This window comes from Shewanella sp. OMA3-2 (assembly GCF_021513195.1).
Taxonomy (GTDB): domain Bacteria; phylum Pseudomonadota; class Gammaproteobacteria; order Enterobacterales; family Shewanellaceae; genus Shewanella.
On record NZ_CP090974.1, the window covers coordinates 4,016,589 to 4,031,922 of the forward strand.

The following is a 15,334-nucleotide window of genomic DNA, read 5'->3' on the forward strand; positions in this document are numbered from 1 at the left end:
TTATTAAAACAAAACAAGCGATTCAATTCACTTCGGGATAAAGCCGCGTTAATTAATGCCGCTATTTTAAAGCAACAGAGGGGCTTTAAGTTAAATTAATCCGTCAACGATGGCAATGACAATCCAGCATGGGATCATACTGTAAATTAGCCTGTGATGGCGGTTAACAAAGTAGCAGTCGATTCAAATTGAGTGAATTGTTGAGCGAAAAAGACGTTCAGGGGAGGAACTATGAGTATTATTTATAATCACATGGTAGTTATCAAGATAACGCTGAAAAGCGCCCATAAAAAAACACCGCCTATAGGCGGTGTTTTTTTTAAAGCACTAACTATAATTAAGCTTCTGCAACAACAGAAATCTTAACGATAGCTTTAACTTCAGTGTGTACTTGCACTTCAACTTCGAAGTTACCAGTTGTGCGTAAAGCACCTAAAGGTAGACGGACTTCAGATTTAGCAAGTTCAACGCCAGCTGCAGTTACTGCATCAGCGATGTCACGGTTGCCAACTGAACCGAATAGTTTACCTTCATCACCTGCTTTAGAAGCGATAACAACGCCTTCTAATGCAGTTAATTTCTCAGCACGAGCTGTCGCTGTAGCTAAATCAGCAGCTATTTTAGCTTCTAAATCAGCACGACGAGCTTCAAATACTTCAACGTTTGTAGCATTCGCAACAACCGCTTTACCAAATGGTAAAAGGAAGTTACGTGCATAACCAGCTTTAACAGAAACTTGGTCGCCTAAGCTGCCTAAGTTTGCAATTTTGTCTAGTAGAATTACGTTCATTATCAAATCCTCTTTATTCGATTAGGAATTTAATACTGCTATATTACTGATGTAAATCAGTATATGGCAGTAGAGAAAGATAACGAGCACGCTTGATAGCGCGAGCTAGTTGGCGTTGGTATTTAGCACTAGTACCAGTAATGCGGCTAGGAACAATCTTGCCACTTTCTGTTACGTAGTTCTTTAAAGTTACGATATCTTTATAATCAATTTCTGTAACGCCTTCAGCGGTGAAGCGACAGAACTTGCGACGACGGAAATAACGTGCCATTTTGACAGTCTCCTAAGTTTTCAATTCGACATTTTCAGCATGCAAAACTAAACGGTTTTGACCATTTCGTCCTTGTTGTAGTGAAAGAAACCCTTCAACTTCAACCTGCACACCTGCTTTTAATTTATCTGCTACGCTATTAAAGCGTGGACCACTCAACACCACTTGTATAAGGCAGTATACGTTTCGTAATAACTCTGCGTCATACTTTTGTGACTTATGTTCTAGGGTAATAATCGTATGATTAATCCCGCTAGGGCTACTCATTTGTTTTGAACGCGTTATGGTTCCAAACAAAGTTAAGTGGTTATTCACAGAGTAAATTATTCAGCGTTTTCTTCAGCGCTTTCTTCGTCCATACGGTCATCAGAAGATGAACGACGTGTTTCACGTTCGTCTCTTGCTTTTGCCATAGGTGAAGCTTCAGTAACAGCAGCTTTAGTGCGCATTACAAAGTTACGCAGAACAGCGTCGTTGAAACGGAAAGCTGTCTCTAACTCTTCAATAGACTCTGCAGTGGCTTCTACGTTCAAAAGAACATAGTGAGCTTTGTGTAGGTCTTGAATTGGGTAAGCCAATTGACGACGGCCCCAATCTTCTAAACGGTGAATTGTACCGTTAGCAGCGGTGATAACACCGGTGTAACGCTCAATCATACCTGGGACTTGTTCACTTTGATCTGGGTGAACCATAAATACGATTTCATAATGACGCATTTATTGCTCCTTACGGTTAAGTAGCCTCTTTTCTGGCTCAGTCATACCAATGTGGAGGCAAGGAACGAATTAAAGTGACTGATTTGAGCGCGCGATGATACCGAAACTCCCTCACAAACTCAAGTAATAAAGTATTCTTTCCTGTGTAATTGAATACAGGTATCATGTCGACAGTTGAAAATGAGTTGTAATGGATAACAAGAAATAGTGATCACTATGAAAAAAGCGCTGTCTATCTGCTGTTTACTGATATTGTCCCCTTCCGCGTGGGCTTTGGTACCACCTGACTATCAAGAGCCCGAAAATGATTTTAATGCTGAAATTGAAGCTGGGTTGCAACTTAATAGTGGCAATAATGAAACCAAAAACTTCAACGGGCGTACGTATGCAACTTACGACACCCTTAATACTAAGCAAGAAGGCACCTTAAAAGCCTACTACTCTGCTGACGGAAGTGAAGCAACCTCGGAGAAATATGAGGTTTATCTACAAAGTAACTATAAATTAGAGCGAGGATACGTTTTTGGCCGCGGTGAATTTACCTGGAACCAGTACGGCTCGTTCACCAAAATTTATACTATTTCCTCAGGTTATGGTTTTGATTTAATCAAAAACTATAGAACCAAACTCAGTTTAGAATTCGGCCCTGGTTATCGTTATGACTTACCCTCTTCATCTGTTGCTGACCCAGAGCCTGCGCCGAACAGGGATATCATTTTACGTTCAGCGGCTAAGTATTCTGTAAAACTACAAGAATATACCAGCCTTAATGCCGACGTCACCGCTGAAACAGGTCAAGATAACAACACCTTAACCTTAGATATGAACTATAGAAATACCTTTATTCAAGATTGGGCATTTAAAATTGGCGTCAACGTTAAATATACATCAGATGTCCCACAAGACAGTCAAAAAACTGATACGATTACGACATTCAATTTATTGTACACATTCCAGTAATTACTCTTATTTAAGTGGAGTAATAAATAACCTACTAGAGGCAGTGTGATGACCAGTCCATTACGTAGTTTTACCTCGTTATACAGTACTACCTTTATGATGGTACTGGCAGCCGGTCTACTGACTACATATTTAGGCCTAAAACTCACTACGATGGAAGTACCACAAATATGGGTAGGTGGCATGATGTCTGCCTACTATATTGGTTTGGTATGTGGCTCCAAAGTAGGTCACAAACTCATCGCACAAGTGGGCCATATTCGCGCTTTTGTTGCTTGCGCAGGTGTGGTCACTGCATCTGCGTTAGGTCATGCATTAATTGACGACTTAACCATTTGGTTAATACTGCGAGTCATTGTTGGCATGGGTATGATGTGTCAATACATGGTGCTTGAAAGCTGGCTTAATGAGCAGTCTGAGCCAAGCCAGCGCGGTACCGTTTTTGCCAGCTATATGATTGTATCTTATCTTGCACTCATGGCTGGTCAAGGCGCTATTAGCTTGTATCCTGACTTAGGCATTGAACCTTTGTTACTTATCGCAATTTGTTTTGCCTTATGTACCGTGCCGATCTCGATTACCCGTCGCATTCACCCAGAACCATTGACACCTGCACCACTTAACATGAAACACTACTGGAAGCGCGCGCCACAAGCACTCACTACCATAGCTTTAGGCAGCATGATTGTGGGGTGTTTTTACGGTTTAGCGCCAGCATATGCCACAGCGCAAGGGATTGAACCGCAATCTGTCGCCTTATATATGACCTGTACTATTTTTGCAGGTTTATTAGCCCAATGGCCGATGGGTAAACTGTCAGATTTAATGCCAAGAAGCCGCCTTATTCGGATTAATTGCGGTCTGCTTGGTATATTAGTGCTAATTATTGCACTGGTACCTTTTGATGCTCAAATCTCGTTAGTCTTAACCGCAATATTTGGCGTGTTAGCTTTTACGCTCTATCCATTAGCCACAGCGTTAGCCAATTCACGTGTCGAGCAACATGAACGTGTCGGGTTATCGGCGACCATTTTAGTGACATTTGGTATTGGAGCCAGTATTGGCCCGCTTGTCGCGTCATCCCTTATGCAGCATCTAGGCAATGATATGCTATATGGTTTTATGAGTATTTGTGCCTTCACTTTAGTTATTCGGTTATTGTTTATTAATAACAAACAAAAAGCAGAACAGGGCTCAAGCCATGATTATGTCATGGCTGGCGGAGATTTAGTCTCGTCGCCATTGGCTGCATCTTTTGACCCCAGAGTAAATGTGCAATCGGTGCAAGATCAAATGATCAATCCAGATGACAATGCATTTGATATGGTTGGCAGCGAAGACGATGTGTTAGACGATGAGCCTGATTACTCTCAAGTTGTTGATGATACAAATGATGATGACATCAATACCCACACAACCCCAAATGATGTCATTACCCCTATTGAAATACCAAAGCCAAGCGAGAAATAGACCTTCTAGGTACTTTTGTTACAAAACAAAAAAGCGAGCAGATGCTCGCTTTTTTACCATTATCAAATGACCGCTATACTAAACGTTGACGTACTGCTTCAAATAAACAAATACCGGTAGCAACAGATACATTTAAGCTTGAAACTGTACCAGACATTGGAATAGAAATAAGCGAGTCACAGCTTTCGCGGGTTAAACGGCGTAAACCCTTGCCCTCTGCGCCCATCGCAATCGCTAACGCGCCTTTAAAGTCAGCTTGATACACATTACTATCTGCCTCGCCTGCTGCACCTACAATCCACACACCTTTTTCTTGGATGTGACGCATTGTGCGTGCCAAGTTAGTCACTTGAAATAACGGCACAACTTCTGCTGCACCACTCGCAACTTTGCTTACAACTGACGTTAGGCCAACCGAATTATCTTTAGGCACAATAACCCCGTGCGCACCAGCAGCATCAGCATTGCGAATACAAGCACCTAAATTATGCGGATCTGTGACACCATCGAGTATCAAGAAAAATGGCGTTTTCTGCTCAGCACTGAGCTTATCCAGTAAAGCGTCTAACTCATTTTCAGCAAGCACTTTAGCTGCAGTTACGCGTGCAACCACACCTTGGTGCTGGGTACTTTCTGCTTTTTCATCGAGCACTTTTCTAGCTGAACGCTGTGACTTAATACCCGCTTCTTGAGCGGCATTAACTAATGGCTCTAAACGTTCGTCATCACGACCTTGCATTAGCCATAATTCAATCACGCGTTCTGGACTGTTTTTTAAAAGGGCTTCAACTGCGTGAATACCAAAAATAACATCTTGTTTTTTCATTTAATTACTTTCTCTTACTGCTTTTGGCTTCAGCCGCTTTTGCGGTTGATTCGCTATTGTTGGCTTTATTAGCATCTGGCTTCTTAGCTTTCGATTTACTCGCTAAAGGCTTTTTGACAGTCGTTTTTTTAGCGTCAGTCTTTTTGGCGCTAGGTTTTTTTACCCGCGGCTTTTTGCTAGTCTGTTCTTTAGCGGAACCCTTGTTAGCTGAATCTTTGCTAACTGCTGAGCCGGTACTTTCAGAAGCTACTTTTTTGCGTCGACCTTTAGACGGCTTATCACCCTCTTTAGCGCCACGTGTAGTCTTAGCACCTTCTAACTTAACGCGATCACGTGCCGTAAGTGGCTTGTTACTGTTTCGACGTTTGCCCTGACCTTTGCTGTTGTCACCAATCATGATTAAATCGATTTGACGATCATCTAAGTTAACTGCGGCAACTTTGACGCTAACGGGATCACCAACTTGGTAAACTTGACGGGTATTTTCACCGACTAAACGCTGGCGCATAGCATCAAACTGATAGTAGTCACTGGCTAAGCTGGATATATGCACCAGACCATCGATGAATAAATCATTTAAGCGGACAAATAAACCAAAGTTGGTCACTGATGCAATGACAGCTTCGAAGTCATCACCTACATGATCTTGCATGTATTCACATTTAAGCCAGTCGCTGACATCGCGAGTCGCTTCGTCGGCCCTGCGCTCAGTAGTTGAACATTCTTCCCCTAATGAATCTAACTCAGCTGTGGTGTACTGATAGCCACCGTCCTGAGTCCACTTGTCTTTAACTGTGCCTTCACTATTAGCCAGTAAAAACTTAATCACGCGATGAAGAACAAGATCAGGATAACGGCGAATAGGCGATGTAAAGTGAGAATACTCTTCTAAAGCTAAGCCAAAATGCCCTTCATTATCTGGGCTATAAATAGCTTGGCGCATAGAGCGTAATAACATGACCTGAATAAGCTCAGCATCCGGTCTGTCTGCTATTTTCAGCATAATACCTTGGTAATCTGCTGGTGTAGGCTCTAAGCCACCGTCCATCGATAAACCACGCTCCGCGAGAAACTCTTTAAAGTTAACTAACTTTTGTTCAGATGGCGCTTCATGCACACGGTATAACACTTCACCTTTGTTCTTTTTAACGAACTTAGCAGACGCCACATTGGCTAAAATCATACATTCTTCAATAATTTTATGCGCTTGGTTACGGCCTCTAGGAACAATCTTATCAATTTTGCGTTGTTCATTAAAAATAAATTGCGTCTCTAATGTTTCAAATGCAATAGCACCTCGCTCTGCTCGTCGCTCATCTAAGGTTAAGTACAAAGACTGTAAACACTGTAAATGCGGGAACAATGCTTTATGTTCAGGGGCAATCACGCCACCTTCTAGCATGTCGGCAACTTGGGTATAAGTGAAACGCGCATGGGAATGCATTACTGCGGAGTAAAATTTATAGCCTGACAGCTTACCGCTGGCGGCAATAGTCATTTCGGCCACCATACACAAACGATCGACATGAGGGTTTAACGAACATAATCCGTTAGAAATTTTCTCTGGCAACATGGGAATCACTTGCGAAGGAAAATATACCGAGTTGCCACGCTCACGAGCTTCGACATCTAATGCCGAATCTGTGCGCACATAATGGCTTACATCAGCAATAGCCACCCACAAGCGCCAACCACCACCGGTTTTTTTCTCCGCATAAACCGCATCATCAAAGTCACGAGCATCTTCACCATCAATAGTGACGAGTGGTAAATGACGTAAATCTACTCGGCCTTGTTTGTCTGACTCAGGCACTTCATCAGGTATACGCTTAAGCTTTTTTCAATAATATCTGACCAGGTATGGGGTAAATCATAATTGCGCAGTGCAATTTCAATTTCCATACCCGGAGCCATCGTTTTGCCTAGTACTTCAGTGACTTTACCCGCAGCTTTCACAAATCGACCTGGTCGTCTTGTTAGCTCAACCACCACGACATCACCAGCACGGGCACCGTTTCTATCTTCATCGGCGATTAAAATCTCTTGGTTGATACGACGATCATCGGCAATAATAAATGCCATCCCGCCATCAACATGATATCGGCCAACTAATGCCGCACTTCGCTCTTGAACCAAACGAACTATTCTTGCTTCTCGGCGTCCACGACGATCTGTACCCGCTTTTTGTGCCAGCACTTTATCGCCATGAAAATACATCAGCATGTCACGGTTATTAATAAATAAATCGTCACCACCTTCTTCAAGCTTTAAAAAGCCGAAGCCATCTCGGTGGCCAATAATGGTGCCCGATAATAAATCCATTTTCTCAGGTAACCCGTAGCTTTGACCCTGGTAAATACTAACTGGCCATCACGCTCCATCGCACGCAAACGGCGACGCAAAGCCTCTAATGGTTCTTCCTCAGTTATTTTTAACGCTTCTGCTATTTTGTCACGGGTAACGGGTGACTTTTGCGCGCGCAAGTACTCTAAAATGTACTCACGGCTAGGAATAGGATTATCGTACTTGTCTTGTTCTCTCTCAAAATGAGGATCGGTGATCATTCAATTTCCAAATCATCGGCATAATATTGTATGCCTTATTGCATATAAAGTTGTTGCTGCTGAGCCCTTTCAACAATACTTGTGGGCATTTTCACAGCAAGTTGTTGTAATAGTGAAGTCGCTTTCTTTTGCTGACTCTCACCATCGAAAATACTGTTATAAAGCCAATGATAGCCTATTTCATAATCTTTTGGGCTACCATAACCTTCAGTAAACAGTTTAACTAACATCATACGTGCATTTACATCACCATTTGCTGCTGCCGGTAACGTGTATTGCACTGAACGATGTCGATCTTTTACTACTAATTTTCCTTGGTAGTAATAATCTGCTAATTTTAACATTGCTTCGGCACTGCCTTGTTGGGCGGCCGTTTGTAACATAGCAACTCCACGAGCAGGATGCGCTTTCACACACACGCCGTGATTTAACATTTCGCCCCATAAAAATTGATATAAGGGCTGCTGTAGCACTTCTGCTCTAGCTTCAATATCTTGTACTAACTGACATTCATCAAGCTTCACACGTTGGAGATATTGATTACTGCGGATCAAATTAATGAGTTGTTCATCACTATAAATGTCATAGGCGGCAGAGACAGCCCTAGCCATTTGAATAGAAGAACCAAATAATAACGTGAATATGAGAAGTAATGAAAGCCGTAACATAAAAATTCTCGATGACAGTTTGATTAACTCATTAATCGGCCGCTACAGATTTTTCTTAAGTATTGAGCCAATACTTTCTTAGCTGCTTTCATTAAAAAGGCCGCTTAACGCGGCCTTTTACGATATTGATTTTAGTTAAATGGATTAACTAGAATCATGGTCTCGTTACGGTCTGGACCGGTTGAGATAATATCGATTGGCGTTTCTAATAGCTCTTCAATGCGTTTGATGTAGTTAATTGCCGCAACAGGTAGTTGCTCAATTGAAGTTGCACCAAAAGTCACTTCTTTCCAACCTGGCATAGTTTCATAGATTGGTGTAACTAACTCATAGCCTTCAGCGGCTAATGGGGTAATTTTAGAAACAGTACCATCTGGATATTGATAACCAACACAGATTTTAACTTCTTCTAAACCATCTAATACATCAAGTTTAGTTAAGCAGAAACCACTTACGCTGTTAATTTGAACTGCACGGCGCATTGCCACAGCATCTAACCAACCTGGACGACGCTTACGACCCGTCGTCGCACCAAACTCTTGGCCTTTCTCACCAATGTAATCACCAATTTCATTGGCTAATTCAGTTGGGAAAGGACCAGCACCTACACGGGTAGTGTAAGCTTTCATGATACCAAGTACATAATCAATATGACGAGGACCAAAGCCTGAGCCTGTAGCAACACCACCAGCAGTAGTATTAGAAGAAGTTACAAATGGATATGTACCATGGTCGATATCCAATAGTGTACCTTGAGCGCCTTCAAATAGAATTGGCTCACCAGCCTTACGGGCGGTATCTAATAACTCAGTCACATCAACACACATACTCTTTAGATAATCGGCAATAGCTAATGCATCATCGAGAGTTTTTTGGTAATCAACGGCTTCTACTTGATAGTATTCAGTTAGCATAAAGTTGTGATATTTCATCACTTCTTTTAGCTTAGTTGCAAAAAGTTCTGCATTGAATAAGTCGCCGATGCGAAGACCACGGCGTGAAACCTTATCTTCATAAGCTGGTCCAATACCGCGACCCGTTGTGCCAATCGCTTTATTGCCACGCGCTTTTTCGCGAGCAATATCAAGTGCACAATGGAAAGGTAATATTAGCGGACACGCTTCAGATATAAGTAAACGCTCTTCAACCGGTACGCCGCGCTCTTTCAGCATGTTGATTTCTTTCATCAACGCATCAGGCGCAACAACTACACCATTACCAATCAGACATTTTACGTTGTTACGTAAAATTCCTGACGGAATTAAATGAAGTACCGTTTTTTCACCATCAATTACCAAAGTATGACCGGCATTATGACCGCCTTGGTAACGAACTACGTATTTTGCCTGTTCTGTTAAAAGGTCGACAATCTTACCTTTGCCTTCGTCACCCCATTGAGTGCCGAGTACGACTACATTTTTGCCCATTATTAGCTGCAACGTCTTGTGGTATAAAATAGAATTTTAACAGATTTTAGGGGGTTGTAGGCAAGTATTTTATTAAAAAATAATCAATATAACGATCCCTGCTGTGACTAAAGATCCACCTAAGCGCCTGAGAACATTTTGGTTTTGTCCAGAAAGCTCAAATAAATACTTTTTCCATTTTTGTGGAAACAATAACGGACCAAGCCCTTCAACGATAAATACTAAGGCAATTGCAGTCATAAAAAGCTGTAAGGTCATCTAAAACGCCCTCGATTTAGGTGCGATAATCTTATCATCATAAAATTCAGCCAATAAAAAACCCAGCATAAGCTGGGTTTTTTGTATTCCAAAGGCGAATTAACGCTTCGAGAATTGTGGCTTACGACGTGCTTTACGTAGACCAACTTTCTTACGTTCAACTTTACGAGCATCACGGGTAACAAAACCAGCGGCACGTAGAGAAGGACGTAAAGTCTCATCTAGTTGCATTAACGCACGAGTAATACCGTGACGAATTGCACCTGCTTGGCCAGTGGTTCCACCGCCTTTAACAGTTACATATATGTCGAATTTATCAGTCATTTCAACTAACTCTAATGGTTGACGAACAACCATACGAGCAGTTTCACGGCCAAAATATATATCAAGTGGACGTTGGTTAACAACGATTGTACCACTACCTGCTTTAACGAATACGCGAGCAGTTGATGTTTTACGACGGCCAGTGCCGTAGTACTGAGTTGCAGACATTAGCTTACTCCCGTTTTAAATATCAAGAACTTGTGGTTGTTGTGCGGCATGGTTATGCTCAGTGCCTGCGTAAACCTTAAGTTTACGGAACATAGCACGGCCCAATGGACCTTTTGGCAACATACCCTTAACAGCTTTCTCGATAATCATCTCAGGTTTATGAGCTTGCAATTTCTCAAAAGAAATTTGCTTAATCCCACCGATGAAACCAGTGTGCGAGTAGTAAATTTTACCCGCAGCTTTGTTACCAGTTACAGTAACTTTCTCAGCATTAATAACGATGATGTAGTCACCAGTGTCAACATGAGGTGTATACTCAGGCTTGTGCTTACCGCGTAAACGAGTAGCAATTTCAGTAGCCATACGACCTAAAGTTTTACCTTCGGCATCAACGACGAACCAGTCACGTGTGACTGTTTCTGATGTAGCATTAAATGTAGTCTTCATTTTTTACAAAAACCCAATGTTTAAAATTCTGTCTCACATGCCAACTGCAAGTCGCAATTAACACAAAATGGACCGATTCTTGCCCCTTCGAGCATGAATATTGGCTTAAAACTTCCGCCCAATTCGACGGAGTAACGAGGGCAGGTGCGGATTATACGCAAACATAAGATAGAAATCACCTGATATTTATGAAAAGCGTTAAATAGTTTGATCGTTTTATCAGCAACTCTACCGTTTCCTTTTGCTCAAAATAGCAGCAAATTTAGTATCTATACTATTTTAAGGTAGATGCTCTAAGGTTAAATAATCATGGGATTGCATTTCTATAAGTCTTGAGCGGCAGCGACGAAACTCAAAGTTCAACATACCTTGGGTGTAAATATCCTCTAAAGGCACCTGAGCTGAAATAATAAGTTTTACATTTCGCTCGTAAAACTCATCCACCATAGCTAAAAAACGCCTTGCAATATCATCACCGGTTAATTGCTCACCCATTTGTTCAAGCCCACTGAGTAGGACGGTATGATAAATTCGGGCAATCTCCATATAATCTCGCTGAGAACGCGGCCCATCACATACATCTCTAAAGTTGGCCAGTAACACCCCTTGAGATTGCTGACGAATACTGATTAAGCGGCCATCAATATTGATGGCGTCGGTCAACACCTCCGACTCTGGTGCAAGCTGTTTAAAGTAAGTGTGTAAATTCAAGTCAGCCTGTTCATCAAGCGGGTAATGATAAATCTCAGCTTGCTCTAAGGTTCTTAAGCGATAGTCTATACCTGAATCAACATTCAAAATTTCACAATGCTGATTAATCAATGCGATAGCAGGTAAAAAGCGTACTCGTTGCAAGCCGTTTTTGTACAAATCATCAGGAATAATATTAGAGGTAGCCACTAATGCCACCCCTTCCTTAAATAGGGCTTGAAACAAAGTGCCCAATAGCATCGCATCGGTAATATCAGAAACAAAAAATTCATCAAAGCAAATGACTTTATATTGATTGGCCATTTTTTTTGCGATCGTCAGTAACGGGTCTTGTACCCCTTTTAACTCGCTTAAATCATGGTGAAGCTGATGCATAAAGCGATGAAAATGCGCTCTGAGCTTTTTATCACCCGGAAGCGCATCATAGAAGGTATCCATTAAGTAGGTTTTACCACGCCCTACACCACCCCATAGATATAACCCTTGCACCGATGTTGTCGGTTTTTTACCAAATACGGCTAATATTTTAGTTAGACCTGAAACAGGTTGCTCTGCAGCAATTAATTCATCAAAGACACGTTGCAATGACCTAACAGCTTGTTCTTGAGCTGGATCATGGGAGAAACTCTCACGGGTGAGATCTTGTTGATAATGCTGCCAAGGGGATAACTGTGACACGACTATGACTCTCTTACATCTGATAATTGCTGCGGATAATAACATTAAAATTTCAATACGAGTAACCGCGTTAAACGATCAAATTAACCTTTGTTAATCGTTAATGAACTATCAAATCGAAACCGACTCCCAATAAATAATATATCCACTTTTGCATCATTGTTACGTTTTACCGCGTACCCAATTGACGCTCATTTTGAAACAACGACTATTTACAGAAACAATTGCTCATAAAAATAATTGCACTTTAATGACCTAATAATTTATCTGATTAACGATATTTAACTTTAATTTACCTCATTCAAGCGCCATATTTTTAGTACTAGGTACTAGCTTGAGTGTCCAAGGAGCCATATTAATGAAAACCAAACTAAGCTTACTTTCTGCAGCCCTGTTAACCGCATCATTAACTGTTATACCAAACAGTTCTTTTGCCGCCATTCCACAATCTGTTGATGGCCAATCAATACCCAGTTTAGCGCCTATGCTAGAACGCACCACGCCAGCAGTGGTGTCTGTAGCAGTGTCAGGCACCCAAGTATCTAAACAACAAGTACCTGATGTATTTCGCTACTTTTTTGGTCCAAACGCTCCGCGCGAACAAGTACAGGAACGTCCGTTTCGAGGCCTAGGGTCTGGGGTGATTATTGATGCTGAAAAGGGTTATATCATTACCAACAATCATGTCATCAACGGTGCTGACAATATTCAAATTGGTTTAAACGATGGCCGAGAAGTCGAAGCCAAGCTCATTGGTGCTGATAAAGAATCCGATATTGCCTTATTACAAATTACTGCTAAAAATCTCACCGCGATTAAACAAGCCGATTCAGACGAAGTCCGTGTAGGTGACTTTGCCGTTGCTATTGGTAATCCATTCGGTTTAGGGCAAACAGTGACATCGGGTATTGTTAGTGCTTTAGGGCGAAGTGGCTTGGGTATAGAGATGCTTGAAAACTTCATCCAAACCGATGCAGCCATTAATAGTGGTAACTCAGGTGGTGCATTGGTTAATTTAAATGGCGAGTTAATGGGGATCAACACCGCCATTGTGGCACCTAATGGCGGTAACGTCGGTATAGGCTTTGCCATTCCTGCTAATATGGTCAATAACTTAGTCCAACAAATTATTGAGCACGGTGAAGTTAGACGAGGTATTTTAGGGGTAGCGGGTCGTGATTTAGACAAAGAACTCGCTACCGCATTTGGACTAGAAACCCAACATGGCGCTTTTGTTAGCGAAGTCGTACCAGACAGCGCTGCCGCTAAAGCAGGCATCAAAGCGGGTGATATTATTACCAGCGTAAATGGTCGAAAAATCAAATCATTCCAAGAGTTACGCGCTAAAGTGGCTACTATGGGAGCCGATGTAAAAGTTGAGTTTGGCCTTATTCGTGATGGCGGCACTAAAACCGTTAAAGCCACTTTAGGTAAAGCTGATGCGATTGAAGCGGCTGCTGGAGCCTTACATCCTATGCTTCAGGGTACTACGCTTAATAATGGCACTAAAGGCGTTGAAATAACCGATGTCGCCCAAGGTTCTCCGGCGGCGATGTCAGGACTTCAAAAAGGTGATTTCATTGTCGGCATTAATCGCACCCAGGTTAAAGATTTAAAATCCTTTAAAGCCTTACTAGAAAAGCAACAGGGTTCAATTGCACTGAAAATACTGCGCGATAACAACTTGAGCTATTTAGTTTTACGATAATGAACAATCGATAAGTGACAGCAATCGATTGATAATAATGAGTGATTATTGAACTGCAATCACTTAAGCCAATGTTAGCATTCATTAATTAAGCATCGAGTATTCAAGCCCGATGCTTAATTTTTTCAGTTATGTTAATATTTGTGCTATTCACTTCACATCGATCAGACTATGAACTTTAAAGACATTAGTATTTATCTGAGCAAATCCATTTTATTTGGTCTGATCATGGCTGCGGTTTTTCTTATCGCAACCTCATTTGACGGCAGCCCTTTCAAAAGTAGTTTGACACAAGGGGCGAATAAGGGCAGTGAGTTATCTTTTGCTAAAGCTGTTCGCCGCGCAGCCCCCGCCGTGGTTAACATTTATAGCTTGAGTATTGATCAACGTGCACCGCTTAACTCAAGTTCACTACAGGGCTTAGGTTCTGGCGTGATTATGAGCAGTCAAGGTTATATTCTCACCAACTATCACGTCATAAAACGTGCCGATGAAATTGTTATTGCACTGCAAGATGGACGGCGTTTTACCTCCGAAGTCGTTGGCAGTGATCCTGAAACAGATTTAGCAGTGTTAAAAATTGAAGGCGACAACCTCCCTGTTGTACCGATTAATTTAAATAACCCAGCCTTAGTAGGCGATGTAGTCTTAGCCATTGGCAATCCATACAACCTTGGGCAAACAATTACTCAGGGTATTATTAGTGCGACTGGCCGCAGCGGATTAAGCTCAGGTTATTTAGATTTTTTACAAACTGATGCTGCCATTAATGCCGGTAACTCTGGCGGCGCGTTAATTGATACCGCTGGCGAATTAATTGGCATTAACACTGCTGCGTTTAAAGTTGGCGGCGACAATGGTGGTAATGGGATCAGTTTTGCCATCCCGATCAAACTAGCACACAGTATTATGGATAAATTGATTGCAGACGGTCGTGTTATTCGTGGCGCTATTGGTATTTCCGGAGAAGCATTAACCCCTGTTGTGGCTCAGATTTTAAACTTACCTGATTTAAAAGGCGTTTTTGTTACTGGTATTGACCCTAACGGACCAGCTGCCAATGCAGAGATACAAGCTCGAGATGTCATTATTGCTTATGCAGATGCTGACATTCCAGGTGTTGAGGTATTAATGGATAAAATAGCAGAAACGCCACCTGGTAATAAAGTATTACTGACGGTAATACGACAAGGATTGAAGCTAGAAATACCTGTATTTGTTGTAGAAAAAAATTCTTTTGATCAATAGTAACAAATACAAAATAATTCCAACTATGATATTAAGTTGAAAAACAGTCATTAAAAAAGCCATCAATTAAAATTGATGGCTTTTTTAATTCAGCGATTAA

15 protein-coding genes and 1 pseudogene are annotated in these 15,334 nt (G+C 41.7%); 4 read left to right on the plus strand and 12 right to left on the minus strand.

Annotated elements, in window-relative coordinates; translation table 11 throughout:
• Positions 1-337: 337 nt before the first annotated feature.
• Genes rplI through rpsF form a run of 4 tightly spaced genes read right to left on the minus strand, consistent with a single transcriptional unit; the run spans position 338 to position 1,777 of the window.
• A complete protein-coding gene (gene rplI / locus L0B17_RS17685; RefSeq protein WP_235086601.1) occupies positions 338-790 on the minus strand; it encodes a 50S ribosomal protein L9 in 453 nt (150 codons plus the stop codon).
• Between the two features lie 43 nt (positions 791-833).
• Complete coding sequence (gene rpsR, locus L0B17_RS17690) at positions 834-1,061, minus strand: 30S ribosomal protein S18 (protein WP_226411370.1); 228 nt, start codon at positions 1,059-1,061, stop codon at positions 834-836.
• Positions 1,062-1,073: 12 nt separating this feature from the next.
• The gene (gene priB / locus L0B17_RS17695) at positions 1,074-1,328 is read right to left on the minus strand and encodes a primosomal replication protein N (RefSeq protein WP_235086603.1); all 255 of its coding nucleotides are present in this window, start codon (positions 1,326-1,328) and stop codon (positions 1,074-1,076) included.
• A gap of 56 nt (positions 1,329-1,384) precedes the next feature.
• Entirely contained in the window at positions 1,385-1,777 is a 393-nt protein-coding gene (gene rpsF, locus L0B17_RS17700; protein WP_226411372.1) for a 30S ribosomal protein S6, read from the minus strand.
• 216 nt (positions 1,778-1,993) lie between these two features.
• On the opposite strand from rpsF, the gene L0B17_RS17705 reads away from it, so the two are divergent.
• Both L0B17_RS17705 and L0B17_RS17710 read left to right on the plus strand, forming a co-directional pair.
• Entirely contained in the window at positions 1,994-2,737 is a 744-nt protein-coding gene (locus L0B17_RS17705) for a DUF481 domain-containing protein (RefSeq protein WP_235086605.1), read from the plus strand.
• Positions 2,738-2,785: 48 nt separating this feature from the next.
• Complete coding sequence (locus L0B17_RS17710) at positions 2,786-4,207, plus strand: MFS transporter (RefSeq protein WP_235086607.1); 1,422 nt, start codon at positions 2,786-2,788, stop codon at positions 4,205-4,207.
• A gap of 73 nt (positions 4,208-4,280) precedes the next feature.
• Here the strand turns inward: L0B17_RS17710 and rlmB are convergent, their stop codons facing one another.
• The 8 genes and pseudogenes from rlmB to zapE all read right to left on the minus strand — a co-directional run bounded on the left by rlmB (position 4,281) and on the right by zapE (position 12,278).
• Positions 4,281-5,033, minus strand: a complete 753-nt coding sequence (rlmB, locus tag L0B17_RS17715) for a 23S rRNA (guanosine(2251)-2'-O)-methyltransferase RlmB (protein WP_235086609.1) — start codon at positions 5,031-5,033, stop codon at positions 4,281-4,283.
• Between the two features lie 4 nt (positions 5,034-5,037).
• Positions 5,038-7,597 (minus strand): annotated as a pseudogene (rnr, locus tag L0B17_RS17720) (ribonuclease R).
• Positions 7,598-7,632: 35 nt separating this feature from the next.
• The gene (locus L0B17_RS17725; protein ID WP_272491876.1) at positions 7,633-8,265 is read right to left on the minus strand and encodes a tetratricopeptide repeat protein; all 633 of its coding nucleotides are present in this window, start codon (positions 8,263-8,265) and stop codon (positions 7,633-7,635) included.
• A 131-nt stretch (positions 8,266-8,396) separates the two neighbouring features.
• Positions 8,397-9,692 (minus strand): adenylosuccinate synthase, encoded by a 1,296-nt coding sequence (locus L0B17_RS17730; RefSeq protein ID WP_235086610.1) that lies wholly within the window; start codon positions 9,690-9,692, stop codon positions 8,397-8,399.
• 72 nt (positions 9,693-9,764) lie between these two features.
• On the minus strand, positions 9,765-9,950 hold the full coding sequence (locus tag L0B17_RS17735; protein ID WP_235086612.1) for a DUF2065 domain-containing protein: 186 nt from the start codon (positions 9,948-9,950) through the stop codon (positions 9,765-9,767).
• Positions 9,951-10,049: 99 nt separating this feature from the next.
• Positions 10,050-10,442: a 30S ribosomal protein S9 gene (gene rpsI, locus L0B17_RS17740; RefSeq protein ID WP_235086614.1), complete on the minus strand. Its 393-nt coding sequence runs from the start codon at positions 10,440-10,442 to the stop codon at positions 10,050-10,052.
• A gap of 15 nt (positions 10,443-10,457) precedes the next feature.
• Positions 10,458-10,889, minus strand: a complete 432-nt coding sequence (rplM, locus tag L0B17_RS17745) for a 50S ribosomal protein L13 (RefSeq protein ID WP_226411384.1) — start codon at positions 10,887-10,889, stop codon at positions 10,458-10,460.
• Positions 10,890-11,168: 279 nt separating this feature from the next.
• On the minus strand, positions 11,169-12,278 hold the full coding sequence (gene zapE / locus L0B17_RS17750; RefSeq protein WP_235086615.1) for a cell division protein ZapE: 1,110 nt from the start codon (positions 12,276-12,278) through the stop codon (positions 11,169-11,171).
• Between the two features lie 358 nt (positions 12,279-12,636).
• On the opposite strand from zapE, the gene degQ reads away from it, so the two are divergent.
• Both degQ and degS read left to right on the plus strand, forming a co-directional pair.
• Positions 12,637-13,986, plus strand: a complete 1,350-nt coding sequence (gene degQ, locus L0B17_RS17755) for a Do family serine endopeptidase DegQ (RefSeq protein WP_235086617.1) — start codon at positions 12,637-12,639, stop codon at positions 13,984-13,986.
• Positions 13,987-14,157: 171 nt separating this feature from the next.
• Complete coding sequence (degS, locus tag L0B17_RS17760) at positions 14,158-15,234, plus strand: outer membrane-stress sensor serine endopeptidase DegS (RefSeq protein ID WP_235086618.1); 1,077 nt, start codon at positions 14,158-14,160, stop codon at positions 15,232-15,234.
• Positions 15,235-15,334 lie beyond the last annotated feature (100 nt).